The sequence below is a fragment of the Streptomyces sp. NBC_01381 genome, assembly GCF_026340305.1.
Lineage (GTDB): Bacteria > Actinomycetota > Actinomycetes > Streptomycetales > Streptomycetaceae > Streptomyces.
The window spans coordinates 160,689-184,661 of the sequence record NZ_JAPEPI010000004.1 but is presented as its reverse complement, the minus strand read 5'-3'; the positions used below and the strand labels follow the sequence as shown (position 1 = coordinate 184,661).

Below are 23,973 nucleotides of genomic sequence, written 5' to 3'. Positions count from 1 at the left end.
TGCGTGGTCGGCTCCGTCCGGCTGGTGCCGGACCGGCTGGTCGAGATCAGTGTGCGGGACGACAGCGGACGCGCGGTCGGCTACGGCTCGGGCTGGGTCATCGACACGGATCTGATCGTCACCGCCGCCCATGTGCTGCTGCCCGATGAGACCGCGGGCCACCCGGCCGACATCGGCGCCCTCGTGGTGGAGGTGCGGCAGGGCATGCACGCGGCCCATCTGCCCTGGCACCCCTGCGAGATCGTCTGGAACGGCCTGGCGCACCGGCCGTCCCGGACGCCGGGCGCCCCTGACGGCTCCCGGTGGGGCGGGGCCGTCGAGCCGAGCCCCGATCCTCCGCCGGATGCCGCGCTCCTGGTCGTGACCGGCTCCGGCTGGGTGCCCCCGGAGCCGGACACCAAGCCGCAACTGGGCCTGCTGGAGGCCGACATCGTCGACTTCCAGATCTTCGGCTTCCCCAGCTTCAACTACGAGGCAGCGCACGCCCACAATCCCTTTCAGGGCGGCGGCCGGCTCCGGCCCGCGAACCTGGCGCGGTCACAGCTGATGGCGCTGTACGTGGCCGAGGACGACTGCCCGGAGACGGGCGCCGACTGGGGCGGCATCTCCGGCGCGGCGGTCCTCGTCGACCAGCGGCGCACCCTGGTCGGGGTCGTGCTGCAGAGCGACTACGGCAGCCGCAGGAAGCTGACCGTGCTGCCGGTCGACGCGCTCCTCGACCAGGCCGACTGCCGCCACCGCCTGTCCGAGTGCGCGGGCGGCCTCAGCGAGCCGCAGAACCGGCGCCGCATCCTGTCCGACGTCCGGGCCCAGCTGGAGAAGGCGGAGTCGCTGCGCGGGCACGAGAGACGCCTCGCCCTGCTGCGTCGGCTGTTCCCGGACGTCGCCGACGACGCCAAGAGCATCGCCCTTCCCGAGGGGTTCCTGCTGCCCGTGCTCGTCGACCGGTGCGCCGAGAGCCCCACCGGGATGAGCGACCTGGTCGCGGCGTACGAAGAGATTCACCCCCAGGACCGGTCGGTGGCGGCCGGACTGCGCTTCCGGGCCGACGAGTTGGAGGCGCTGCGTCAGATGGGCGCCGACGGCTGGGTCCAACTCCGGGCCGCGCTGACCAAGTTGTACGAGTCGGATCTCAACGAAGTGCCGGTGTCCGCGCTGTACGCACGCGCGACCAGGGCGCTGAGCGAGGGGATGCCACCCCACTGCGACGGGCTGTGGAAGGCCTTCGTCAACCTCGCCGGCAGCAACATGCCCTCCGAGGGCCTGCCACCCGCCGTGCACTTCCTCGAACTCGTCGCCAGCGCCGTCGGCGGCGCGACCGCGGGGGAGATCCAGGCGTACAGCCGTGCCTGGGCGCTGCGCCTCGAAACCGACCGGCAGGGTCTGCTGCCCTACGCGGCACGGCCCCGGACGACGCGGCGCGCCGGCTACCAGGACCAGGTCGACGCCCTGCGCGCCGGCCTCGTCAAGGCCCCGGTGCAGCCGGCCACCGCCGCGAAACTCCTGGTCGAGCTGGAGCCCGATCCCGGCAACGACCCCGACGACTGGGCGGTGTCGTTCTACTTCCACTGCCGGCCGCGCCCCGGCACCTGGCTGCGGCTGCCCCTGCCGCACACCGAACGGAGCATCCGCCTGACGGATCTGCTCGCGCGGGTCGAACTGGCCAGGGAACGGCTGAAACGGGACTACGGCGTGCCGCCGGAGCGCATCGACGTCGAGTACGTACTTCCCCTGGACCTCATCGACCACCCGGACACCCTCATCCGGCGCGGCGGACTGCCCGAGTTCGGCGTGGTCTTCCCCGTCATCGTGCACAGCCGCGACCGTATGCGGCACCCTCCCTGGTGCCGGACCTGGCGGGAGCGCTGGCGTCCGCTCAGCGGCCAGCCGGAGGCGGGACGGCTGCTGCAGCAGGTCAGGCCGCTCAGTGCGGACGGCAGCGAGTTCGACGGCGACGACCCGGTGGCCGGTCTCGTCCTCGCCCACAAGCCCAGCTCGGCCGAGGGCCGCAAGGACGTCACCACGGCGCTGCGGCACGGCGTGCCGTTGGTGATGTGGCGGCACGACGAGCGGGCGCAGCCGGACTTCTCCCTGCTGTTCACCCGCATCATGACCGAAGGAGGCCTCGACGTACGGGAGTTCGGTCGGGATGATGGCGAGGACGGCGGCGCCGCCCGGCCCGAGACCGTCGGCTGGCAGCGGCAGATCGTCATCATCTACGACACGCCGGACGGGCTACCCGAGCTGATTTACGGAGCGGCTTCGTGAACTCGCCACGCAGCGCCGGTCCCCCGGCAGGCACCGTCACCGACCCCGGCCCGTACCGCGGCACGGGCGTGCCCCACCGGCCGCCCGCCGTCCTGCCCGCCGCGCCGCCCTGGCGTACGTACCGGGGCGGCCCGGATCTGGCGCCGCCGCCGGACGACGAGGCGGAGGCCGACCGCAGGCTCGGCGCGGCGACGCCGACGCCGGTGGCGACGGGGCCCGTGGCCGGTGAGACGGCCGCGGTGAACGCGGCGCTGCTGCTGCGCAGGCCCCTGCTGATCACCGGCCCCTCCGGAGTGGGCCGGTCCGCGGTCGCGTTCCGGGTGGCCCGGGAGCTGGGTCTTGGCCGGGTGCTGCACTGGACGGTGACCGGTGCCTCGGTGCTCCGGGGGGCGCTGTACACCGGCGGCCCCGCGGGGGTGCGGCTCGGGCCCGTGGGCACGGCGCTGCTCCCGTACGGCAGGCCCCGCGTCCTGCTCGTCGAGGGGCTCGACCGCGGCGACTTCGACCTGCCCGTCGAGCTGCGCGCGGCACTGCGGCGCGGCGGCTTCGACATCCCGGAGCTGGCCGACGACGCCTCCGCCACGGTCACGGCCGACGACCCGGGGGTGGTGGCTCCGGCACCGCACGGTGTCGTCGCCTGCCACGAGCCGCCCATCACGGTGATCACGGCAGGGCGCAGCCAGATCTTCCCGCCGGAGTTCCTCGCGGACTGTCTGCACTGGGAGCATCCGGTGCCGACCGTCGCGGACCTGACGGCGCTGGTGCGGACCCGGGCCGGGATCACCGACAGCGCCGACCCGCGGCTGCTCGCACTGGTGGCGGAGCTCGCCGAGGCCTGGTCGGCGGATCCGCAGGCGCTCGGACGACTCACCTCGGGCCAGGTCCTTGACGCGGTGGCCCTTGCCGCCGCCGCTCCCTGGCCGCGCGAGGAGGCTCCGGACGCCGTCGCGGCGCGTCTGCTCGGCCTGTTGCGGGCGCACGCTCCAGGCGCACCATGAACGACCGCCGCCTGCTCGACCGGCTGGACGGCGCTGTACTCGGCCAGCCGTTCGATGCCGGTCCCGGCGCGGAGCCCGGGCGGGCGGCCGCCGCGTCGGACGTACCGGACTGGGCGGTCGTCGCGCGCGGACTGCACCGGCTCGGCCACGCGCAGGGCGGCCGCCGGCTCAGTCTGGTCATCGACACCGCCCCGGGGATGGCCCTCTGGCAGCCGGTCACGTCGCGGCTGCGCGCCTTGCTGCGCGGCCAACGTGGCCTGTGCGTCCGGGAGTTCCCCTGGGACGGCGTTCAGGAGCCCCTGCGCCCGGACGGCCGCGGGCCCGACCGCTTCCCCGCCGGAAGCGAGAACCGGCTGATCCTCGTCGTCACCGACGCCCTCGCCCCGGCGTGGCGGGACGGCACCGCACAGGCCGCCATCGCCGGCTGGGCGGCCCGGCATCCGGTGGCCTGTCTGCATCTGCTGCCGCAGCGGCTGTGGTCCCGGTCCGGTCTGCCGATGCGCCGGATCCGCCTCGCCGCACCCGGCCCGGGCCGTGAACCCCCGGGCATCCTCGTCGGCGACAACGCCCTCGCCCCGCACGACACCCCGCTTCCCGGCGGAACGGTTCCCCTCCCGCTCCTCCCGCTGCGCGGCCGCTGGCTCGCCCGCTGGGCGCGGTGGCTGACCGGCGCCGCCGACGGCTGGACGGAGCTGCCGACGCACACGATCGCGCCGGGTGGCGGACCCGAACCGCAGGGCGCGTCCGGAGCTGCGTACGGAAATGGGCCGGCGTACGGAGAAGGACCGGCATACAGAGAAGGACCGACGTACGGCGAAGGACCGGCGTCCGAAGAAGCACTGGCCGCTCCCCCGTCGGATCCCGCGAGCCGGATCGCCGCCTACCGGGCGGGCTGCTCCGCGGCCGGATCGGCACTCGCCCCGCTCCTCGCCGCGGCGCCGCTGACGCTTCCGGTCATCCGCACCCTGTGCGAGCGGTTCGCGCCCGGCACCGGGCCCGCCGACCTGGCCGAGCTTGCGGCGTTCGGCCTGCTCGTGCCGGTGGCCGGCGAGGACGGCCGCTTCGACATGGACGACGGAAGCCGGGCGCTGCTGCTCGACGGGGCCCGGCGCACCGACACCCAGCGGGTGTTGCTCGCGCTGGACGACCTCGTCCCCGCGGCGGCCAGGATGCGGCGGGGCGGCTACTTCAGAGCGGTGGTCACCTCCCCCAAGACGGTGCCGATCCCGGAGGTGAACGCCGCCAACTCCCGGCTCCTGCGCATCGAGCAACTCGCCCTGCGGGCGCTGGCAGGACCCTTCCAGGAGCGCGCCCGCCTCCTGGACCGCGCCCTGGCCCACTGGCACAGCACACCGCACACGGCAGACAGCACCGCCTTTCAAGCCCGAGGGGGATCCATGACCAGCGCGCCCGTCCCGTCAGGGAACCCGCCACGGGATCCGCAGACGCCTCGGCACGCGGCGTCCTCCCCGGCCGTCTGGGAGAACGTGCCCCCGCGCAACCCGAACTTCACCGGCCGCGAGCAGCTGCTCACGGAGCTGGTGGAACGCCTCGACAGCGGCGGGACGGCCGCCGTCCTTCCCGAGGCGATGTACGGACTTGGCGGCATCGGCAAGTCCCAGCTGGCCGTCGAGTACGTCTACCGACACCAGAGCGCGTACGACTTGATCTGCTGGATCTCGAGCGAGCACACCTCCGGCATCATCAACGCCCTGGCCCAGCTCGCCCCCCGCCTCGGCATCAGCCATGGATCCGAGACGAGCAGCACCGTGCCGGCCGTCCTGGACGCCCTGCGCCGCGGCGAGCCGTACAGCCGCTGGCTGCTCGTGTTCGACAACGCGGAGAACGCCGAGACACTCGCGCCCTTCCTGCCCAACTCCCGCCTCGGCACCGTCCTGATCACCTCGCGCAATCCGCACTGGGACAATGTGGCGCGCTGCCTTGAGGTGGACGTCTTCGAGCGCGCCGAGAGCATCAACCTGCTCAACAAGCGCGGCCCGGAACTCTCCCACGAGGACGCCGACCTGCTCGCGGAGGCCCTGGGCGACCTGCCGCTGGCCATCGAGCAGGCCGCCGCCTGGCGGGCCGAGACGGGGATGCCGGTCCAGGAGTATCTGCGCCTGTTCAAGGAGAAACGCAGCGAGCTGCTCTTCGAGTCCGCGCCGTACGCGTACCAGCAGTCGATCGCGACCGCCTGGAACGTCTCCCTCGACCACGTCGAGCAGACCAACCCCGAGGCGATCCAACTCCTGCAGGTGTGCGCCTATCTGGCACCCGAGCCGATTCCGCGCGATCTGTTCTCCCATGTGCACCGCAGTTCCATCGCCCCGCAGCTGGACGCGGCGCTCGCGGATCCGCTGCGGCTGAGCCGTGCCGTCCGGGAGATCAAGAGGTACTCGCTGGCACGGGTGGACCTGCGGACCAACTCCATCCTGATCCACCGGCTCGTCCAGGCCGTGCTGATCAACCGCATGACGCCGCTGCAGCAGGAACAGATGAAGCGCGGCGCCCAACTCCTGCTGGCCACGGCCGATCCGCGCAACCCGGAGTCCAACGCGACCTGGAACCGCTACTCGGTGCTGTACCCGCACGCCGTGGCCGCCGGCACGGTCCGCTCCACGGATCCGTGGGTGCACGGCCTGGTGGTCAACATCGCCAAGTACCTCCAGCGCTGGGGCGATCACGAGAGCGCGCTGCGCTTCACCGGCGAGGCGTACGACGCGGCGCGCGAGCTGTTCGGCCCGGACGACGAGAAGACGCTGACCCTCGCCTTCTGGCTCGGCTGGATCCTCTTCAGCACGGGGCACTACACGGAAGCCGCCGAGATCAACAAGGTGACCCTCGCCGCATACGAGTCCGCCCAGCGCCCGTCCCCCGTCCCGGTGTCGGAGACCCGGGAGAGCCATCTGGACGCCATGGGCGCCGTCGCCGCCGATCTGCGGGTCAAGGGCGACTTCGAGGACGCGCTCGCGCTGACCCAGCGGGTGTACGAGCAGGCGACGGCGGCGTTCGGCCATGACGACCCGGCGACGATGAACGCCGCGCACAACCTGGGCGTGTGCCTGCGGCTCGTCGGGCGTTTCCAGGATGCGTACGAACTCGACCGCACCACCTGGGAGTTGAAGCAGACGCTGTTCGGCACCGACCACGAACTCACCCTGCTGACCCGGGTCGGCCTGACCATCGACGAACGGGAACTCGGCCGGTACGCGCACGCCCGCGACCGCCAGGAGGAGGTCGTCGCCCAGTACGAGCGGCAGGTGCAGGCCGACACTCCGGCCACCCTGCACGCCAAGCGCGTCCTGGCGGTGGCCCGGCGCAAGGCCGGTGACCACCGTGCGGCCCTCGAGGTGTCGGAGGAGGTGCTGGATGTGATGGTCAGCCGTTTCGGGCAGGAGCATCCGGACACCATCGCCGCCTCGCTCAGCCTGTCGGTCGACCTGCGCCACGACGGGCAGCTGGAACGGGCCCGCGAACTCGCCGAGGCCTGCTGCCGCCGCTACCGCCGCATCTTCGGTCCACAGCACCCGCACACCGTCTCGGCGGAGGCCAATCTGGCCATCACCCTGCGCCTGGACGGGCGTCCGCAGCAGGCGTACGACCTGGATCTGCGCGCCCATGCCGCGCTGAGCGAGAACCTGGGCGAGCGGCACCCCCTGACCTTGGTCGTGGCGACGAACCAGGCCAGTGATCTGGCGGCGCTCGAACGGTACGAGGAGGCGCTGGAGCTGGGCACGGCGACGCTGGCCCGCTGCACCGAAGTCCTCGGCCCCGTGCATCCGTCGACGCTCAGCACGGCCGCGAACCGCGCCCTCGATCTGCACGCGCTGGAACGGCGGGGCGAGTGCGACGCGCTGCACACCGCCATCCTGGACGAGCTGCGGGCCCAGCTCGGTGACACCCATCCGGCGGCCACCAACCTGGCCAACTGGACGCGCGCCAACTGCTACATCGATCCGCTGCCGTTATAAGGGACGGCTCTAGGGCGCGGTCAGGAGCGGAACGACGAGGCCAGGTGGACCGGGTCGCCGCCGCCCAGTTCGGCGTGCACCGCCATCACGAACTCGGGCCGGGTCAGGAGGACTTGAGCCGCCGTGTGCTGCTCGGCCCGCAGGGCGAGCCCGAGGCCGACCCACGCGTCGGGGGCCGCGCTGCCCGCCCGCACCCGGGCCTCGAAGCTCTGCCGGGCCCCGTCCACGTCCCCGGTGAGCAAGGCCACGTCCTCCGGGCGTGCGCCCTCGACCACCGCGCCCGGCGCCGCGCTCAGCGCCCGCAGTCCTTCGGGGTCGTCGAGCAGGCGCCGCAGCAGGACCGCACGGGTGTCGAGACCGCGCTCCGGACGGGCCGCGGCGATCGTGTTCTTGCCGCGCGGTGGCAGCCGGACCGGGCCGCTCCGGGCCGCGTATGCGGCGGCGGCTCGCGTGACCTCGTCCAGATCGGGCCTGACGTGGTGGGCGCGCCAGGTCGCGTGGTGGTCGGCGGCGGCCAGATGCGCCGCGTCACGTGCCCGCGGGTCGACCGGTTCGTCCTGCCAGGCGGTGAGGCGCCCGGTCAGCTCGTCGACCAACTCCCGTCCCAGGTCCGTGAGTCGGTCCGCGCCACGGATGCCGTGCAGGGCACGCAGCGTCTGGGCCCGCCACAGGGCGTACTCGAACTGCGCCGTCGGACCCTGCCGGTGCCGCCAGAACCGGGCGACCCCGAAGAAGGCGTACACGCCTTGCAGCAGCCCGCCGAGCGGGCGCGGATCGTCGCGCCAGGGAGCGTAGAAGCGCTCTTCGCCACCGTCGTCGTAGAGCGTGAACAGGTGCATGAAGGCGCTGAGTTTGTTGTGCTGGAACTCGTGGACGAGGGTCGCGGCGAACTGCTCCGCGTCGTCGGGTTCGGAGACGAGTACGGCGCCGAACGCGTCGCCCGACGAGGCGCTGTTCGGACGGTGACGCTCGGCGCGCGGCCGCGGGACCACCGAGCTGAGCCCGCAGGACGCGGCCCGCGCGCCTTCCGGGTCATGCCGGGCGAGCAGCTCCCATGCATCGGCGAAGAGCGCGGACCAGCGGTCGGCCGTGTCCAGGGGGTGCGGCGGCTGCGGGGCACGCAGGCCGCGGTGCGGGTCGAGGTCGTCGAGCACGAGCGTGCAGCCGTCGGCGCTCAACTCCCGCAGCGGGGACCAGCCGGGGCCGTCCCTTCGCACATCGCCGACCATCACCGCGCCCGCTTCGGAGGACACCTCGACGGTGCCCCAGCGGTCGGTCTGCGCCACGCGTGCGCCGCCCAGCATCGGCAGCACCACCCAGCCGTCCCGCACCGGCACGGAGGTCCGGAAGTCCAGACCGGCGAGTACGGCGGCGGACGCGGCCACGGCGTGCAGCCGGCCGAGCTCCACCCACAGGGGGGAATCGCCGGTCACCGCGCCGCGCACGCGCCGCAGCGCGTACGCCGCCCAGGTGCCGACCGCCGGATAGAGGAGCAGGCGCTCCACCGGCTCGGGGTCCGCCTCCCAGGCACGGGTCAGCAGCTGCCAGCCGTCGTCGAGGGACGCCAGTGACGCGGTCGGAGTGCCGTCGGCGGCGTCGATGAGCGCCCGCAGCAGAAGCAGTCGCCAACTGCGCTCGGCGGAACGCAGCGAGGCCACCGCGTCCGGACCGCACGCGCCGGAGAGCAGATCGCCGTAGGGCTTGGGGGCCACGCGGTGCGGTTGCGTGTCGAGGTGCATGACAGCTACTCGTCGCGCTGCGGGTTGTAGCCGCCCATGCTGCTCGCCGGATCGTCGATGCGGCTCAACAGCCGCTGCATCGAGGCCTCGACGAGTGCGGCGTCCAGGGTGCGGGCATCGGCCGGACTGACCCCGCTGAGGTCGACCAGCTCTGATTCGACACCGTACTGCTCAGTCACACCGCACCCATCCACGTCAGGAGTTGCCGCCGCAGGGCGGCAGGTGATGAACGCGCACGGGCGCGCGATCGTAAGCCCTGGCAGACCGCCGGACCACAATAGCGCGGATTGTAGCCCAATCCTTCCCATTTACTGCGCACAACGATCAGTTGGCCCGCTGTTCACGATCCGACCTCCAGGGGCGCGCTCTGTGATGGCTGACTCGACGCCCGCGCGGGCAGATGCTTGAATCGAGCACATGAATGCAGTGCGACACCACCTCACGCGGCGACGTCACGTCGACCTCGCGCGGGTGTGCAGCGCCTGCTGTCGCCCTGGCCGCTGAGCAACCGCCGGGCAGTACGCGCGCGGCTCGTACGCCGCAACTTCCTTTCTCTCAGACTCCGTTGACCAAGTCTGGCTGACGGGCTGCCCGTTCCGCCCCGCCCCATCGCCCGTATGCGTCGAACTCCCGCCGCGCGTACGGCACTTGAGTGTGCCCCCTCTCCCCATGACTCGTACGGCCCTCGCGGCCGCGTACCCGAAGGACTTCCACCATGGCCACCGTCCTCGCCCTGACCGGCAGCGCCTCCGCCCCCGGTTCCTCACGCACCGCGCGTCTCGTCCAGCACCTCGGCCGCGAACTGGCCGCCCAGGGACACCAGGTGCACAGCCTGGACGTACGGACGCTGCCCGCCGACGCGCTGCTGTCCGCCGACACCTCCCACCCGGCCGTCGCCGACGCCGTCGCGCTCGTGGAGGGCGCCGACGCACTGCTCGTGGGCACGCCGGTCTACAAGGCCGCGTATTCGGGAGTGCTGAAGACCTTCCTCGATCTGCTTCCGCAGTACGCACTGCGCGGCAAGAGCGTCCTGCCCCTTGCCACCGGCGGCTCCCCGGCCCATGTCCTGGCCGTCGACTACGCGTTGCGGCCCGTGCTCACCTCGCTCGGCGCCGATGTCGCCCAGGGATGGTTCGTCCTGGACCGGCACATCACGACCGCGGAGGACGGGGGCGTGACCCTGGCGCCCGACGCCGACGCCGGCCTCGGCCCGGTCGTCGCCCGCTTCCGCGCGTCGCTTCCGGAGCCGACACGGCTCGCCGCCGCATGACCAGGTGATCGGCGCGGTCAGAGTCTGAACACCACTCCGCGCCACGTCCATCCCGCGCCAAGGACCGCGCCCCGCAGGGGATCCTTCATCTCTGCGGGGTCGAAGCGGAACACCTCGGTCTTCTCCAGGCCGCCGTCGGCGCCCCGTTCGAGCTTCCACTGGCGGGAGACCATGGTCACCTGCCCTCGGGAGTACTCGCGCGACAGCGCGAGGCGCGGGGTGTCCCCGGACCAGGTGACCTCCCACTGCTCGTCGACGGCGCGGACCTCATGGTCCTTGGCGTCGAGGCGCATCCGCGTCTTGACGGTCCGGTCCAGCTGGGTCCGGACGAAGAAGGTGCGCCAGGCAGGCTCCAGAATCCGCCACTCGGCGACCAGGTCGGCGCCCTCGTCCGGGGTCGCGTCGCGTACGGCGTACGGCACGTCCGGTCCGTTGAGCGCGAGGAGCGCCGCCCGGACGCCCCCGGCCGAGCGGGGTGCGACACCTGCGTCGGGACGCTTGGTGCCGGTCAGTTTGTCGAAAAGGCCCATCGGGTCAACCTATGTCGCGGGGGACGAAGTGGTCGACCAGGAGCGCGAGGCGGTCGGCGACCCGTTCTGCGGGCAGGCGTCCCGCGTGGTCGACGAGCGGGTCCAGAGGGGCCCGGAACGCCTCGCGCAGCGGTCTGGGGGTGGCCTCGTCGGCGAAGGGGAGGCCGTTGTCGAGGATGAACATCGCGTCGTACAGGGCGTGATGGCGCGCGGCGAAGTCCGTGTAGGCGCGCGCAAGGCGCGCCACCGCGTCGCGTCCCGCGGGCCCGTCCGGCACCGCGGCGCGCAGCGCGCTCGTCAGCTCGGCGAGCCGGCGCGTGGTGACGGCGTCCCAGCCGTGCGTCTCGGCGAGTTCGCGGGCCGTGGAGACGATCAGCCTGTGGCGGTCGGCTCGCTCGCGTTCCTTGCGTCCGCGTACCGACATGACCCGATTCTAGCAGCGCTAGACAATGGAGCAATGACATGTCTAGCATTGCATCTGAACCTAGCGTCGCTAGGCACTGCTTTTGAAAGCTTGCCCTTTGGAGGGGACATGCAGGACACCCTGGCCGTCGTCGCGGTCGTCGTGGTCGGGCTGATGGTGGGCGTGGAGTTCGCGGTGGCGGCGTTCGTCAACCCGATCCTCGACCGGCTGCCGAACGACGGCGGGATCGCGGCCCGCAGCGACGGGGCACGCGTCCTCGGCCGCGTCATGCCGTTCTGGTACATCTGCTCGGTCGTCCTCGGCGTGGTCTGGGCCGCACTGGCGTGGGGCGACGACGGCACGGCGCTCGTCACCGCGGGCACGGCGCTGCTCGTCGTGAGCGTGGTCATGTCGGTGCTGCTGCTCGTGCCGATCAACTCGCGCGTCGCGACGTGGTCGAAGGAGGGCGCGCCCGCTGACTGGAAGCAGCAGGTGGGGAAGTGGGACCGGTTCCACTACGTCCGCGTCGGCATCATCGTGCTCGCCTTTGCGCTGTTCGCCGCGGCCCTCGTCTGAGCGGCCACGGCGGGCCGCACGGTCCGGGCCGCGGCTCAGGCGGGGACGGGATCCTGCTCGGCGCCGTCCAAGGGCGGATAGCTGTCGCCGCCCATCTGCTCGGCCGCATCGATGTAGTCGGCGAGAGCGGCGCGGGAGCGGGCGATGCTTTCCATCTGCTCGTCGAGTCGCCGCAGCCGCGACCGCATCGCGGCCACCAGCTCGTGGCACCCGGGCAGCTCCGGAGCCTCTCCGACCGCACAGGGCAGCAGATACGCGATGTCCTCGGAGGACAGCCCTGCGCCCAGCAGATGCCGGATCTGCTTCACCCGCAGCACGGCGTTCTCGTCGTACTCGCGATAGCCGTTCGCGCGCCGGTCGGACTCAAGGAGCCCCTGAGCCTCGTAGTAGCGCAGTTGATGGGCGTTGACGCCCGTCCGACGGCCCAGTTCCCCGATCCGCATCAAAACCTCGCTTGACCTTCATACCGGTATCAACGTTGACGATGCTGCCATGAACAACGAAACCGCAGCACCCGTTACCGTCATCGGCCTCGGACTGATGGGCCAGGCGCTCGCCGGCGCCTTCCTGAAGGCCGGGCATCCCACCACCGTGTGGAACCGTACGGCCTCCAAGGCCGACCAACTGGTCGCCGGGGGCGCGCTGTTGGCGCCGACAGTCGACGCCGCGCTCAAGGCGAGCCCCCTGACGATCATCTGCGTCACCGACTATCAGGCCATGCACGAACTGCTCGGTCCGGGCGAAGTCGAGCTTGACGGCGCCATGTTGATCAACCTGACTTCGGGCGACTCGGCCCAGGCACGGGAAGCCGCCCGATGGGCCGAGCAGCGCGGCGCCCGTTACCTGGACGGCGCCATCATGGCCGTCCCGTCCGGGATCGGGACCGACGGTGCGGTGATTCTGCACAGTGGGCCCGCATCGGACTTCGAGGCACACAAGGCGACGCTCGGCGCGCTCGGCACCGTCAACCACCTCGGTGCGGACCATGGCCTGGCGTCCCTGTACGACGTGGCAGGACTGGCCATGATGTGGAGCATCCTGAACGCCTGGCTCCAGGGCACCGCCATGCTCAGGACGGCCGGTGTCGACGCCGCGACGTACGCCCAGTTCGCACGGAAGATCGCCTCCGATGTGGCCGAATGGCTGCCCGGGCATGCCGAGCAGATAGACAGTGGCTCCTTCCCCGCCGAGGTGGCGTCCCTGGAGACCCACGTCCGGTCGATGGAGCACCTGATCGAGGAGAGCGAGGCCCTGGGCGTCAACGCCGAACTGCCGAAGCTGATCAAGGCGATGGCCGACCGCTCGATCGCCGCCGGACACGGTGGAGAGGAGTACGCGGTCCTGATCGAGGAGTTCGGCAAGCCCCGCGAGGACTGACCGATCCGCTAGCCCTCGTACGTCATCGGGCCGTACTGGGCGGCGGGCGCGTTGGTCGCCAGCGCCCAGTAGCGGTCTCCGTAGGACCAGTGCCACCACTCGGTGGGGTAGTTGACGAGGCCCGCAGTGGCCAGGGCCGCGGTGAGGGTGCGGCGGTTGCGGCGGGCGGCGGCGGAGATGCCGTCGGCGTCCATGTAGCAGCCGCCGTCGCTCTCTTCGGGGCTGGCGTTCACCGGGGTGCCGAGGTCCAGTTCGGCGCCGGAGGCCGTGCACAGCGTGAGGTCGACCGCGGCGCCCGCGACGTGCGGGCCGACTTCGGGAGGCGAGAGGGAGCGGCTCGTCTGGCGGCGCAGATGGACGTCCGACCAGTCGGGGTGGGCCTTCCTCAACTCGGCGGCGTAATCATCGAAGTACGTGATCTGCAGTGCGAGCGGGCGATACCCCTCGGTGACCAGGAAGCGCAGGCCGTCGGGCAGCAGCCGGGCTGCGCGAGCGAGGCGCCAGGCGACTCCCTCGCGCAGCTGGGCATAAGCGCCGGCCGGGTCGGCCAGGCGGTCGTCAACGTCCACGAAGGGCAGTTGACGCAGATCGACGAGGGGCTCGCCGCATTCTCTGACGGGTATGTCGACGACTCTCGGATCGTTCATGAGGATGATCGGCGGCATTCCGGCCCTTCGTGGCGTCTGTGACGGGCACAGCTCCGGGGGCGGGCTGCCGCCCGCCCCCGGAGTCCCCTCCTCGTTACTGGCGGGGTCGTGACGCGTGGAAGGGCCCACACCTCCGACGACGCCGGTGGTGTGGGCCGCGCGAGGCATCAGTGGCCTTCCCCCGTCGACCCCCGTCGAATTCCGCTGAGTCCCCCGTTATTTACCCTGAATCCCCCGTTGTGCCGGCAGGTCTCCCTGCCGACACAGACAGCCTGCCGGACGCCGCTGCAAGTTCTCTGCAATTCCACGGCAAGTGGAATGCCGCGGACCCTGGGCTCGTCAGGCCGAAGGGCAGACCCGGGGGCGCATCAGACCCAGGGCTCGTCCCGCTCCCGCGCCTCGTACGCCGTGAAGACCTCCAGCGCCTCGGCACGCAGCGCGTGTGCTCCCGCCGGGTTCCCCGCGGCCTCCCGTGCCGCGGCGAGGTCGCGCAGGGTGCGGGCGCGGGGCAGCGGCAGCTCCAGGGCTTCCCAGCAGGCGGCGGCCGTGGTCAGGCTCTGTTCCGCCGCCTCGATGCGGCCCGCTGCCAGCTCGCACTCGCCGAGGGTGCGCAGGGCGAGCGCCTCGCCGAAGCGGTCGCGGTAACCGCGGCAGACTTCCAGTACGTGGCGGATCTCGGCCTCCGCCTCGGCCGAACGCCCCAGGCGGACCCGGGACTTGGCGCGGGCCTGCATCGCGTACGCGGACATCAGCGTGTCCCCCAGGGTGCTCAGCAGGTCCACCGCGCGGCCCGCGAGTTCCTCCGCCGCCGCGTACTCGCCGAGCGCGCGCCGTACGAGGCTGATGGAGCGCAGGGTGAGCGCCTCGCCGCGGCGGCTGCCGAGCCTGCGGTAGGCGCGCAGCGACTCGTCGAGGAGCTCGCTCGCCGCGTCGTGGTCGCCCAGTTCGAGCCGGACGGTTCCGGCGTACCGGCAGGAGAGGCCGACGCCGGGGTCGTCGTCGATGCCTCGGAAGCCGGCGACCGCCTGGGCGAGGACGTCCTGTGCGGCGCGCAGCCTGCCCGCTTCGCGCAGGGCGCTGCCGAGACCGGCGAAGGCGGCGGCCCTGCCGCGCGCGTCGCCGAGTTCGGCGCAGAGCCGGGCGGCCTGCCGGAAGTAGCCCTGCGACTCGGGGAACCGGTCCTGCTCGAAGCGGAGTTGCCCGAGTCCGATGAGCAGCAGCGCCTCTCCGGAGCGGTCCTCGGCGCGGCGGGCCGCGGCCAGGGCGGCGTCATGGGTGCGCCACCACGCCTCGAAGCGATTGCCGACGGTGTACGCCGACGAGCACAGGGCGGCCGCGGCCTCGCAGGCCAGGGTGTGCAGGTCCAGGGAGGCCGCGCGTTCGACGGCGGTGGCGATCGCGTCGGCCTCGGCCTCGAACCAGGCGGTCGGATCGGCGAGGGCGCGCCGGGTGGCCTCCGGGCCGATGGGCCGCACGAACCGCCCGACCGTCCCGTCCGTCGGCCCGTCGCCGTCGAGGAGCCCGCGATGCAGTTCGACCGCGCCGGACGGCGTGTCGGACGCGACGCGGCCGGTCAGCCAGAGCCAGGCGCCGAGCGCACGGGCGATGGCGGCGGCCCGTTCGGCGGGCGGCTCCTCTGCGTCGGCGCGTTCGGCGGCGTACACCCGCACCAGGTCGTGCGGCCTGAAGCGGGCCTGCCCCGCGCGGTCGACGCCGGTGCAGTGCAGCAACTGGGCGTCGACGAGCTGCTCCACGACGCGGTCGGCGGCGGCCTCGTGCACGTCGAGCAGCGCGGCGACCACCCAGGCGGCGACGTCGGAGGCGGCGAGCAGGCCGAGGCGGCGCAGGGCGGTGCGGGCGGGGGCGTCGAGCACCCGGTAACTCAGGCCGAGACCGGCCCTGACCTCCAGGTCCCCGACCGCGAGTTCGTCGAGCCGGTTGTGCTCGTCGGCGAGCCGTCCCGCGAGCATCCCCGGTGTCCAGTGCCGCTGGGTGGCGAGGCGGGCCCCGGCGATCCGGATGGCCAGCGGGAGGCCGCCGCACAGCTCGACGATGCGCCGGGCGGCGTCCGGCTCGTCCCGCACGCGCCGCTCGCCCGCGACACTGGCAAGGAGTTCGATCCCCGGCTCCGTGGCGAACACTTCGAGCTCGGCGCGGTGGGTGCACGGCAGCGCGCCGAGCCTGGCCCGCGCGGTGATCAGCACCCCGCAGGTGGCGCTCCCCGGCAGCAGCGGGCGCACCTGGGACTCGCTGCCCGCGTCGTCGAGCACGAGCAGGACGCGGCGCCCCGCGACCAGGCTGCGAAAGAGGTCGCGCCGTTCCGCGTCCCCCTCGGGCGGGTCGGCCCCCAGGGCGCGCAGCAGCCGCCCGAGCACCTCGCCGGGCGCCACCGGGTCGGCGGTGCCGCGCAGTTCGGCGTAGAGCTGGCCGTCCGGGTAGTGCTCGGCGACCCGGTGTGCCGCCTGGACGCCCAGCGTTGACTTGCCGACGCCGCCGGTGCCCGACACCACGACGACGGGCATCGCCTCACGAGGGCCGGAAAGCGCCGCCCGTACGTCGGCGAGATGCGTGGCGCGTCCGGTGAAGTCGCCGATGGCGGGCGGCAGCAGGGCCGGAACCACCGGCACGGGAGCCGCCGGCGGGGCACCTTCGGCGGCCGCGGCCGGACCGGCGCCCGGCAGCAGCTCGTCGTCCGCGCGCAGGATCGACTCGTACATCCGCCGGAGGTCGGGGCCCGGGTCGATGCCCAGTTCCTCGGCGAGTACGTCGCGGCCCTCGACGTACACCGCGAGGGCGTCCGCCTGGCGGCCCGACCGGTAGAGGGTGAGCATCAGTTGGCCGCGCAGCCGTTCCCGCGTGGGGTGGGTGGCGACCAGGGCGGTCAGTTCGGCGACCAGTTCCGTCTCGCGTCCCGCCTCGGATAGTTCGGCGGAGATCCGCTCCTCCAGGGCCGTCTGCCGTGCCTCCTCCAGCTGGTCGGCCATGGCCCGCAGCGTGTCGCCGATGCCGCCGAGGGCGGGGCCGCGCCACAGGGCGAGGGCCTCGGCGAGCAGCCGGGCGGCCGCGGGGTGGTCGCCCGCGGCGGCGGCCTGTCTGCCCTGCGCCGTCAGATGCTCGAACGCGGTGCGGTCGACCAGGGCCGTGTCGGCGCGGATCAGATAGCCGGGCGGGCGTGTCTCGATGGCGTCGGCCGACAGCGCGCGCCGCAGTGCGGAGACATAGGACTGGATCAGGGAACGTGCCGTGCCCGGCGGGCGCTCGCCCCAGATGGCGTCGATCAGCGCGTCGACGGAGACCACACGGCCGTGCTCCAGGAGCAGCGCCGCGAGCAGTGCCCGGGGCTTGGGTCCACCGAGGTCGAGCCGACGGCCCGCGCGCCATGCCTCGACCGGCCCAAGGAGGCGGTAGTCGGTGTTCGTGTCCACGCCCTCTCCATGCGTCCCTGCCCCGCGCCGCCCCCGCTCGCCGATCCCCGGTCGACGAGTGGTCATGCTACGTCCGCCGCACTTCAACTGGCGTACCGGTGACGGGAATCAGGCCACGTCGGCGGGCCACCAGTCCTTCCGCCCCGGCCGCGCGGTGCCGCGCCTCAATCGGGGCGCGCAGACTCGTCCGGCACATCCCCGGCCGCTGCGAGCGGGTTCGCCCCGTTGCCCTGGAGCCGCTCCAGATCCGCGGGGCGCACCTGGATGACGAACAGGGCGATCAGCGCGGCGACGATCGCGAAGACGGCGGCAGCGATGAACGAACTGGAGATGCCCGAAGCAAGGACCTGGTCGCCCCAGCTCCCCGGGAGCTCCCCGGTCCTGCGGAACTCCGCCAGCTGGGCGGGGTTCGCCTCCGCCATGAACCGCGCCACCTGGTCGGTGGCCTCGTTGCGGCTCGCCGTGCCGAAGACGGTGACCAGGACGGACAGGCCGAGCGAACCGCCCACCTGCTGCGTGGCGTTGAGCACCCCGGAGGCCGCACCCGCCTCATGCGACGCCACGCCCGACACCGCCATCAGGGTCAGCGACACGAACTGCATGCCCATGCCGAAGCCGAAGACCAGCATGGGCCCGAGGATGCTTCCCGCGTAGGTGCTTTCGACATCGGTCATCGTCAGCCAGCCGAGCCCCAAGGCGGCCAGGACCGCGCCGACCACCATGAAGGGCTTGGGCCCCCACTTGGGCAGGAGCTGGGATGCGACCCCCGCTCCTATCGCGATGATCACGCTCACCGGCAGGAAGGCGAGCCCGGCCCGCAGCGGGCTGAAGTCCAGGATGTTCTGCACGAACAGCGTCAGGAAGAAGAACATCCCGAACATCGCCGCGGCCAGGCTCAGCATCATCCCGTAGACACCGGCGCGGTTGCGGTCGCGGAACATCCACAGCGGCGTGATGGGCTGCTTCGACCGGCTCTCGATGACGAGGAACACGCCGAGGAGCACCACGGCCGCCACAAAGGACGCGATGGTCAGCGTGTCGCTCCAGCCGTCCTCGGAGGCGCGGATGAAGCCGTAGACGAGGAGCACCATGCCGACGGTGGACGTGAGCGCGCCGAGGAGGTCGAAGTGGCCGGGGTGGCGCTCGGACTCCTGGATGTAGCGGGGCGTCGCGAGCGCGATCACCAGGCCGATGGGGATGTTCACGAAGAGGACCCAGCGCCAGTCGAGCCACTCCACGAGCAGCCCGCCGGCGAGCAGTCCGATCGCGCTGCCGCCCGCCGAGACGGCGGCGAACACACCGAACGCCCTGTTCCGCTCGGGTCCTTCGCGGAACGTCGTGGTGATCAGCGCGAGGGCGGTGGGCGATGCGATGGCGCCACCGACGCCCTGCAGCGACCGCGCCGCGAGCAACTGCCAGGACTCCTGGGAGAGCCCGCCGAGCAGGGAGGCGAACACGAAGAGCAGGACGCCGAACATGAAGACCCTGCGGCGGCCGAGGATGTCTCCGAGCCGCCCGCCGAGCAGGAGCAGGCCGCCGAAGGTCAGCGTGTAGGCGCTGACCACCCAGGACAGGGTCTCGGTGGAGAAGCCGAGCGAGGTCTGGATGTGCGGAAGCGCGATGTTCACGATGGTGATGTCGAGGACCACCATCAGCTGGCACGAGCAGATGACGAGAAGCGCGATACCGCTGCCCCGTCCCCGCTCCGGGGATTCGGCAGACACCGAGGGTGAAGATCGATCGGCCGTCATGGGATTGCTTACGTGCTGACGCCTCAGTCCGGCCTCACACCGCGGGCCGGCAGTGAACGGCTGCGTTCACTGGCTCAAGGCTAGTCCGGGCACTCCGGCCCCGCCAATCGAACAACCCTGCACCGCACGGTCACTGCGATCCAAAGATGTCCCGGGCCGACCGATGACTTTCCCCAGCCCCTCCCGTCTTACCTGCGACATCACCACTTGCCTGCGACACCAACACGACAGACGGGACACCGCCATCATGAGCACTGCCGCCAACGGCCCGGCCAGCTACTTTCCTTCGATCGAGAAGAAGTACGGCCGCCCGGTCACCGAGTGGCTGGAGCTCATCCGCTCTTCGCCGCTGACCAAGCACATGGAACTCGTCGCCTGGCTCAAGACCGAGCACGGCCTGGGCCACGGGCACGCCAACGCCCTCGTGGCCCACACCCTTGCCGAGGCTCGCGCCAAGTGAGGCGCGGGCGTGGCAGGTTGGGCCCTTGTGGCCCGGCTCAGCGCAGCACTCCCCCGCGACTTCTGCGCGCCGTCGGCACAAGCTCCTCCACGGTGGCGAGCTTCACCCGGGGCCTGCCGTCGCGTTCGCCCCGGGTGACTTCGGCGCGCTCGATCGCGGCCATGCCGCGGGCGTCGACGACCTTGCGGTTGCGGCGCCGGGCAAGGCGGTGGAAGGCCTTCGGCGCGCGCTCGGGTGCGGGCAGGGCGCCGGCGACCGCGTCGGCGAGGAGGGTGGTGACCGTCTCGGCGGCGCAGATGCGGTTGGCGCCGATGCCGCCGCTGGGGCCCCGCTTGATCCAGCCCACGACGTAGGTGCCGGGCCGTCCGGTGACGCGGCCGCCCTCGTGCGGGACGGTGCCGGTGGCCTCGTCGAAGGGCAGCCCGGCGACCGGAACTCCGCGGTAGCCGATCGCGCGCAGCACCAGGCCGGTACGGATCGCCCGCTCGCCCGAGGCTTCCGCGACGCGCACGGCCCGGACACCGCCCTGGCCCTCCACCTCCAACGGGGTGCAGTGGAAGCGCAGCACGATGCGCCGCCCGGCCGCGGGCGGCTCCGCCAAGGGCGGCCGGGAGCGGGGCACGCCGCACAGGACGGCGGCCTTGTCCTTCGGGCCCGCCTCGTCGATGGCCGCGGCGATCCGCGGGTCGTGGTCGTCGACGATCAGCTCCACACCCGGCAGGTGCTTGAGCGCGATCAGCTCGGATGCGGTGTACGCGGCGTCTTCGGGGCCGCGCCGTCCGAGCAGGACCACCTCGCGGACCTTGCTCGCACGCAGCGCCGCCAGGGCGTGGTCGGCGATGTCGGTTCGGGCGAGCTCGTCGGGCTCGGCGAGCAGGATCCGGGCGACGTCGAGGGCGACGTTGCCGTTGCCGACGACGACCAAGCGCTCGGCGGAGAGGTCGATCGCGTCCGGCGCCGCGTCCGGGTGTGCGTTGTACCAGGCGACGAAGGACCGGGCGGAGACCATGCCGGGCAGGTCCTCGCCCGGCACGGCCAGGGTGCGGTCGGCGGCGGCACCCACGGCGTAGATGACGGCGTCGTGGTGCGCGGCCAGCTCCTGCGGGGTGATGTCGGTGCCCACGTCGAGACCGAGGTGTATGCGCACCCGCGGATGTGTGTGGAAGCGCGCGAAGGTCTCGCCGACCTTCTTGGTCGCGGGGTGGTCCGGTGCCACGCCGTGGCGTATGAGCCCGCCGGCCACTGGAAGCCGGTCGATCAGCGTGACTTCGGCGCTGGTGTGCAGCAACAGGTCCCGCACGGCGTACATCCCGGCTGGTCCGGTGCCGACGACGGCGACCTTCAGCGGGGCGAAGTCCGACGGCAGGACCCGCGGGAAGGAAGGCTCGTCCCAGACGTGGAAGTTCGGCCCGTCGGGCTCGCCATCGGGCGCCTTCCCTTCGTAGTACGCCGAGTTGATCTCGGCGTACTCCTGCTGCGCGGCCGGCAGTCCGTCCACGGGGAAGATCGCGTCGACCGGGCAGGCGTCGGCGCAGGCACCGCAGCCGATGCAGGTCGTCGGGTCGATGTGCAGCATCTCCGTACTGCCGAACTCCCGTTCCTGCGGCGTCGGGTGGATGCAGTTGACCGGGCAGACGGCGACGCAGGTGGCATCGGTGCAGCAGGTCTGGGTGATGGCATAGGTCATGGTGGCGGCTCGACTCGTTCGGCTCGGATCGACTGAGGTCGGGTCGGATACGGGCGGTTCAGACGCGATCGGTCAGACGCGGTGGGGTCGGACGCGGTCGGGTCAGATGAGGTTGGCGCGCTTGTAGAAGGCCAGCGCCGGCTTGGTGAGGAGCCGGGCGGACGCGAGGAACTCCATCAGGCCCGAACAGCTCGACCGCATCATGGACTTGTGGTGCTCGTTGGCCTTCGCCTCGGCGACGGCGCGCTTCTCGTCGAGCCCCGCGTTCGCGTACACCTTGCGGTTCACCATGCTGGTGACGATGTAGTACGACGCGACCGCGACGACGAACGCGTTGATCTGCCGGCGGACCCGTCCCGCGCCCACGAGCCGCTTGCGCGTCTGGTCGCGGGCGAACTTCATGTGCCGCGACTCCTCGACCACATGGATGTTGTTGATCGTGCGGACGAACGGCACGACCCGCTCGTCCCGCATCCAGTCGCGCTGCATGACGTCGAGCACCTCTTCGGCCACCAGGATCGCCGCGTACGCCGCCTCGCCGAAGGCCAGGGTCTTGAACGCGCGGCCGAGTTCCATGACGGCACGGTGCGGCCGGTAGGCGGGCGCTCCCAGCTTCTGGGCGCCGCGGGCGAACATGATCGAGTGGCGGCACTCCTCGGCGATCTCCGTGAGCGCCCACTGGACCTCGGCGCTGGTGGGGTCCTTCGCGTACACGTCGCGCAGCACCATCTGCTGCAGGATCATCTCGAACCAGATGCCCGTGCTGGCCACCGAGGCGGCTTCCTGACGCGTCAGTTCCTTGCGCTGCGCCTCGGTCAACTCCTGCCAGTACGCGGTGCCGTAGAGGGAGCTCCACTCCGGGCTCGCGCCGTGGTAGTCGCGGTCGAGCGGTGTCTCCCAGTCGACCTCGGTGGCCGGGTCGTAGGCCAGCACGGCGGCCGATTCGAGCAGCCGCCGGGCCACGTCGTCGTCCTGGGAATGACCCTGTGCGGTCGGCCGAACAGTGCTGCTTGCCATGCTGCGGCTCCTTGACTCGGAGGTGTGCGCCAACGTCGAGGCAACGGACCGCCGTGCCGTCCCGCAACGCCGCCGGAGCCCTTGCTGACGGACCGTATAACAAGGGAACGGGACAGGCCTACCCCCGAGTAAGAACTATCTCGGGCCTTCCACTCACAGGGCAGGCGCGCGGAACGACTACCGGGCAGCCAGCAGCAGAGCCGCACCCGCACGCGCCGCACGCGCCGGTTCCGGTGACCCCGAGATCGCGGCCGTGGTCATGGCCCCTTCCGCCAGCAGGACCAAGGGGCCGACAGCCCCCTCCGGCTGCCCCTCGGCGGCCGCGAGTCCGGCCACGTAGTCGCGGAAGGCGTCCTTGTGCGCCCGGACGGCCTCGGCCACCGGCGGGTCCACGGCGCCGAGTTCACCGAAGGAGTTGATGAAGGCGCAGCCGCGGAAGTCCGGCTCGGAGAACCACTCGTACAGCCAGTCGTAGACCGCGAGGAGGCGGCTCTCCCCCGAGGTCCTGCCGTCCACGTACTCGGCGAGCCGCGCCCGCCAGCGGCGGTCGCGGCGGTCGAGGCAGGCGAGGACAAGCTCCGACTTCGACGGAAAGACCTGGTAGAGCCGCTTGAGGGAGACCCCGGAGGCCGCACGGACCTGATCCATGCCCACCGCCTGGACGCCGCGCTCGTAGTAGAGCGCCTCGGCGGCGTCGAGTACGCGGGCCTCTGCCTCGGCGCGATCCATGAGAGCCCCAAACCCAAGAAGGAGAACGAACGTTCTTCGACGGTACCGACCGTACTACGGGGCGGCGGGCAGCCACTCCCTTGCGCGAGAACGCGCGTTCTCCTATGGTGACACACCACGCGGAGAACGCACGTTCTCCCGACCGCCCGGAACCGACCGGAAACGAGGCACCCCGATGACCGCACGACCCCCCGTCCCCCCGTTCACCCGCGAGACCGCCGCCGAAAAGGTCAGGCTGGCCGAGGACGGCTGGAACAGCCGTGATCCCGAGAAGGTCGCCCTGGCCTACACCGAGGACTCGCACTGGCGGAACCGCGCCGAGTTCGTCACCGGGCGCGCCGCCATCGTCGCCTTCCTGTCCCGCAAGTGGGACCGCGAGCTCGACTACCGGCTCATCAAGGAACTCTGGGCCCACGACGGCAACCGCATCGCGGTGCGTTTCGCGTACGAATGGCGCGACGACTCCGGGCACTGGTTCCGCTCGTACGGGAACGAGAACTGGGAGTTCGACGACGCCGGCCTGATGCGGGCGCGCCACGCGTGCATCAACGACCTGCCCATCGCGGAGTCCGACCGCAAGTACCACTGGCCGCTGGGCCGCCGCCCCGACGACCACCCCGGACTCAGCGAACTCGGTCTGTGACGGCCTGCGGCCGCCGCTGACGCCGACCGCGCACCAAGGTGGCCAGGAACAGCGGCAGCACCACGCACTGGGCCGCCACCGCGACCCAGAACAGGCCGGTCCTGCCGGTGCGTTCGGCCAGTTGACAGCCCTCGCCTCCGGCGACCCCGCTGGCGAACGCGCCGATCCCCGCTGCCAGGCGCTGGCGGCCGAAGACGACGGCGGGCGCGCGCGGCGAGCGGGCCAGCGCCTCAAGGTCGTTCTTGAAGAAGAGGACGATCTCGCCGAGACAGATGAGAAGGGATCCCAGCAGGATCGCAACGTGGTCGCCGATGGCGAGCGTGGCCATCCCGCAGGTCATCGTGCCGAAGCCGAGCCACAGGGCACGGGCGTAGGACAGGCCCGCAATCCGGTCCGCGAGGAGCGGTTGCGCGACGACGAGAGGCCCCCGCCGACGACCGCCTCGCCCTGGGCGGCCGCGCCGAGCTGACCGGCCACTCGGC

Annotated in this window: 19 protein-coding genes and 1 pseudogene; 8 read left to right on the top strand and 12 right to left on the bottom strand. The window is 72.1% G+C overall.

Annotated features, from left to right (window positions below):
• The first annotated feature begins 3 nt into the window (after positions 1–3).
• The 3 genes from OG453_RS42090 to fxsT are packed head-to-tail and all read left to right on the top strand — an operon-like array spanning position 4 to position 7,237.
• Entirely contained in the window at positions 4–2,268 is a 2,265-nt protein-coding gene (locus OG453_RS42090) for a hypothetical protein (protein WP_266874074.1), read from the top strand.
• Positions 2,265–3,266, top strand: coding sequence for a MoxR family ATPase (locus OG453_RS42085; protein WP_266874073.1), 1,002 nt, complete (start codon positions 2,265–2,267; stop codon positions 3,264–3,266). Before OG453_RS42090 ends, OG453_RS42085 begins: the two co-directional genes overlap by 4 nt.
• Positions 3,263–7,237, top strand: coding sequence for an FxSxx-COOH system tetratricopeptide repeat protein (gene fxsT, locus OG453_RS42080; protein WP_266874072.1), 3,975 nt, complete (start codon positions 3,263–3,265; stop codon positions 7,235–7,237). The genes OG453_RS42085 and fxsT overlap by 4 nt, the downstream gene beginning before the upstream one ends.
• Positions 7,238–7,257: 20 nt before the next feature.
• Here the strand turns inward: fxsT and OG453_RS42075 are convergent, their stop codons facing one another.
• On the bottom strand, positions 7,258–8,976 hold the full coding sequence (locus tag OG453_RS42075) for an HEXXH motif domain-containing protein (protein WP_266874071.1): 1,719 nt from the start codon (positions 8,974–8,976) through the stop codon (positions 7,258–7,260).
• 5 nt (positions 8,977–8,981) lie between these two features.
• Positions 8,982–9,155: a hypothetical protein gene (locus OG453_RS42070; protein WP_266874070.1), complete on the bottom strand. Its 174-nt coding sequence runs from the start codon at positions 9,153–9,155 to the stop codon at positions 8,982–8,984.
• 536 nt (positions 9,156–9,691) lie between these two features.
• Here OG453_RS42070 and ssuE point away from each other — a divergent pair.
• Positions 9,692–10,246, top strand: a complete 555-nt coding sequence (gene ssuE, locus OG453_RS42065) for an NADPH-dependent FMN reductase (protein WP_266874069.1) — start codon at positions 9,692–9,694, stop codon at positions 10,244–10,246.
• A 17-nt stretch (positions 10,247–10,263) separates the two neighbouring features.
• Here the strand turns inward: ssuE and OG453_RS42060 are convergent, their stop codons facing one another.
• Together OG453_RS42060 and OG453_RS42055 are read right to left on the bottom strand one after the other, a co-directional pair.
• A complete protein-coding gene (locus tag OG453_RS42060; protein WP_266874068.1) occupies positions 10,264–10,776 on the bottom strand; it encodes a hypothetical protein in 513 nt (170 codons plus the stop codon).
• Positions 10,777–10,780: 4 nt separating this feature from the next.
• On the bottom strand, positions 10,781–11,200 hold the full coding sequence (locus tag OG453_RS42055; protein ID WP_266874067.1) for a TetR-like C-terminal domain-containing protein: 420 nt from the start codon (positions 11,198–11,200) through the stop codon (positions 10,781–10,783).
• Positions 11,201–11,308: 108 nt separating this feature from the next.
• On the opposite strand from OG453_RS42055, the gene OG453_RS42050 reads away from it, so the two are divergent.
• Entirely contained in the window at positions 11,309–11,755 is a 447-nt protein-coding gene (locus OG453_RS42050; RefSeq protein ID WP_266874066.1) for an anthrone oxygenase family protein, read from the top strand.
• A gap of 35 nt (positions 11,756–11,790) precedes the next feature.
• On the opposite strand, the gene OG453_RS42045 is transcribed toward OG453_RS42050, so the two are convergent.
• A complete protein-coding gene (locus OG453_RS42045; RefSeq protein ID WP_266874065.1) occupies positions 11,791–12,198 on the bottom strand; it encodes a MerR family transcriptional regulator in 408 nt (135 codons plus the stop codon).
• A gap of 49 nt (positions 12,199–12,247) precedes the next feature.
• Between OG453_RS42045 and OG453_RS42040 the strand changes: the two genes are divergently transcribed.
• Positions 12,248–13,132, top strand: coding sequence for an NAD(P)-dependent oxidoreductase (locus OG453_RS42040; RefSeq protein WP_266874064.1), 885 nt, complete (start codon positions 12,248–12,250; stop codon positions 13,130–13,132).
• Between the two features lie 8 nt (positions 13,133–13,140).
• Here the strand turns inward: OG453_RS42040 and OG453_RS42035 are convergent, their stop codons facing one another.
• The 3 genes from OG453_RS42035 to OG453_RS42025 form a co-directional block, all read right to left on the bottom strand.
• Positions 13,141–13,797, bottom strand: a complete 657-nt coding sequence (locus OG453_RS42035) for a M15 family metallopeptidase (protein ID WP_266874062.1) — start codon at positions 13,795–13,797, stop codon at positions 13,141–13,143.
• Between the two features lie 350 nt (positions 13,798–14,147).
• Entirely contained in the window at positions 14,148–17,204 is a 3,057-nt protein-coding gene (locus OG453_RS42030; protein WP_266874061.1) for an AfsR/SARP family transcriptional regulator, read from the bottom strand.
• A 164-nt stretch (positions 17,205–17,368) separates the two neighbouring features.
• Positions 17,369–18,955 carry an MFS transporter gene (locus tag OG453_RS42025; protein WP_266874060.1) on the bottom strand — a complete coding sequence of 529 codons (1,587 nt, stop codon included), beginning with the start codon at positions 18,953–18,955 and terminating at the stop codon, positions 17,369–17,371.
• Between the two features lie 247 nt (positions 18,956–19,202).
• Between OG453_RS42025 and OG453_RS42020 the strand changes: the two genes are divergently transcribed.
• On the top strand, positions 19,203–19,415 hold the full coding sequence (locus tag OG453_RS42020; RefSeq protein ID WP_266874059.1) for a DUF4287 domain-containing protein: 213 nt from the start codon (positions 19,203–19,205) through the stop codon (positions 19,413–19,415).
• Positions 19,416–19,452: 37 nt separating this feature from the next.
• Here the strand turns inward: OG453_RS42020 and OG453_RS42015 are convergent, their stop codons facing one another.
• The 3 genes from OG453_RS42015 to OG453_RS42005 all read right to left on the bottom strand — a co-directional run bounded on the left by OG453_RS42015 (position 19,453) and on the right by OG453_RS42005 (position 22,848).
• A complete protein-coding gene (locus OG453_RS42015) occupies positions 19,453–21,102 on the bottom strand; it encodes an FAD-dependent oxidoreductase (protein WP_266874058.1) in 1,650 nt (549 codons plus the stop codon).
• A gap of 102 nt (positions 21,103–21,204) precedes the next feature.
• Entirely contained in the window at positions 21,205–22,119 is a 915-nt protein-coding gene (locus tag OG453_RS42010) for a diiron oxygenase (RefSeq protein WP_266874057.1), read from the bottom strand.
• A 177-nt stretch (positions 22,120–22,296) separates the two neighbouring features.
• On the bottom strand, positions 22,297–22,848 hold the full coding sequence (locus tag OG453_RS42005; protein WP_266874056.1) for a TetR/AcrR family transcriptional regulator: 552 nt from the start codon (positions 22,846–22,848) through the stop codon (positions 22,297–22,299).
• Positions 22,849–23,023: 175 nt separating this feature from the next.
• Here OG453_RS42005 and OG453_RS42000 point away from each other — a divergent pair, with 175 nt between their 5' ends.
• Positions 23,024–23,491 (top strand): nuclear transport factor 2 family protein, encoded by a 468-nt coding sequence (locus OG453_RS42000; protein WP_266874055.1) that lies wholly within the window; start codon positions 23,024–23,026, stop codon positions 23,489–23,491.
• Here the strand turns inward: OG453_RS42000 and OG453_RS41995 are convergent.
• A pseudogene (locus OG453_RS41995) lies at positions 23,472–23,912 on the bottom strand (MFS transporter); the annotation flags it as partial. The gene OG453_RS42000 and the pseudogene OG453_RS41995 overlap by 20 nt on opposite strands.
• Positions 23,913–23,973 lie beyond the last annotated feature (61 nt).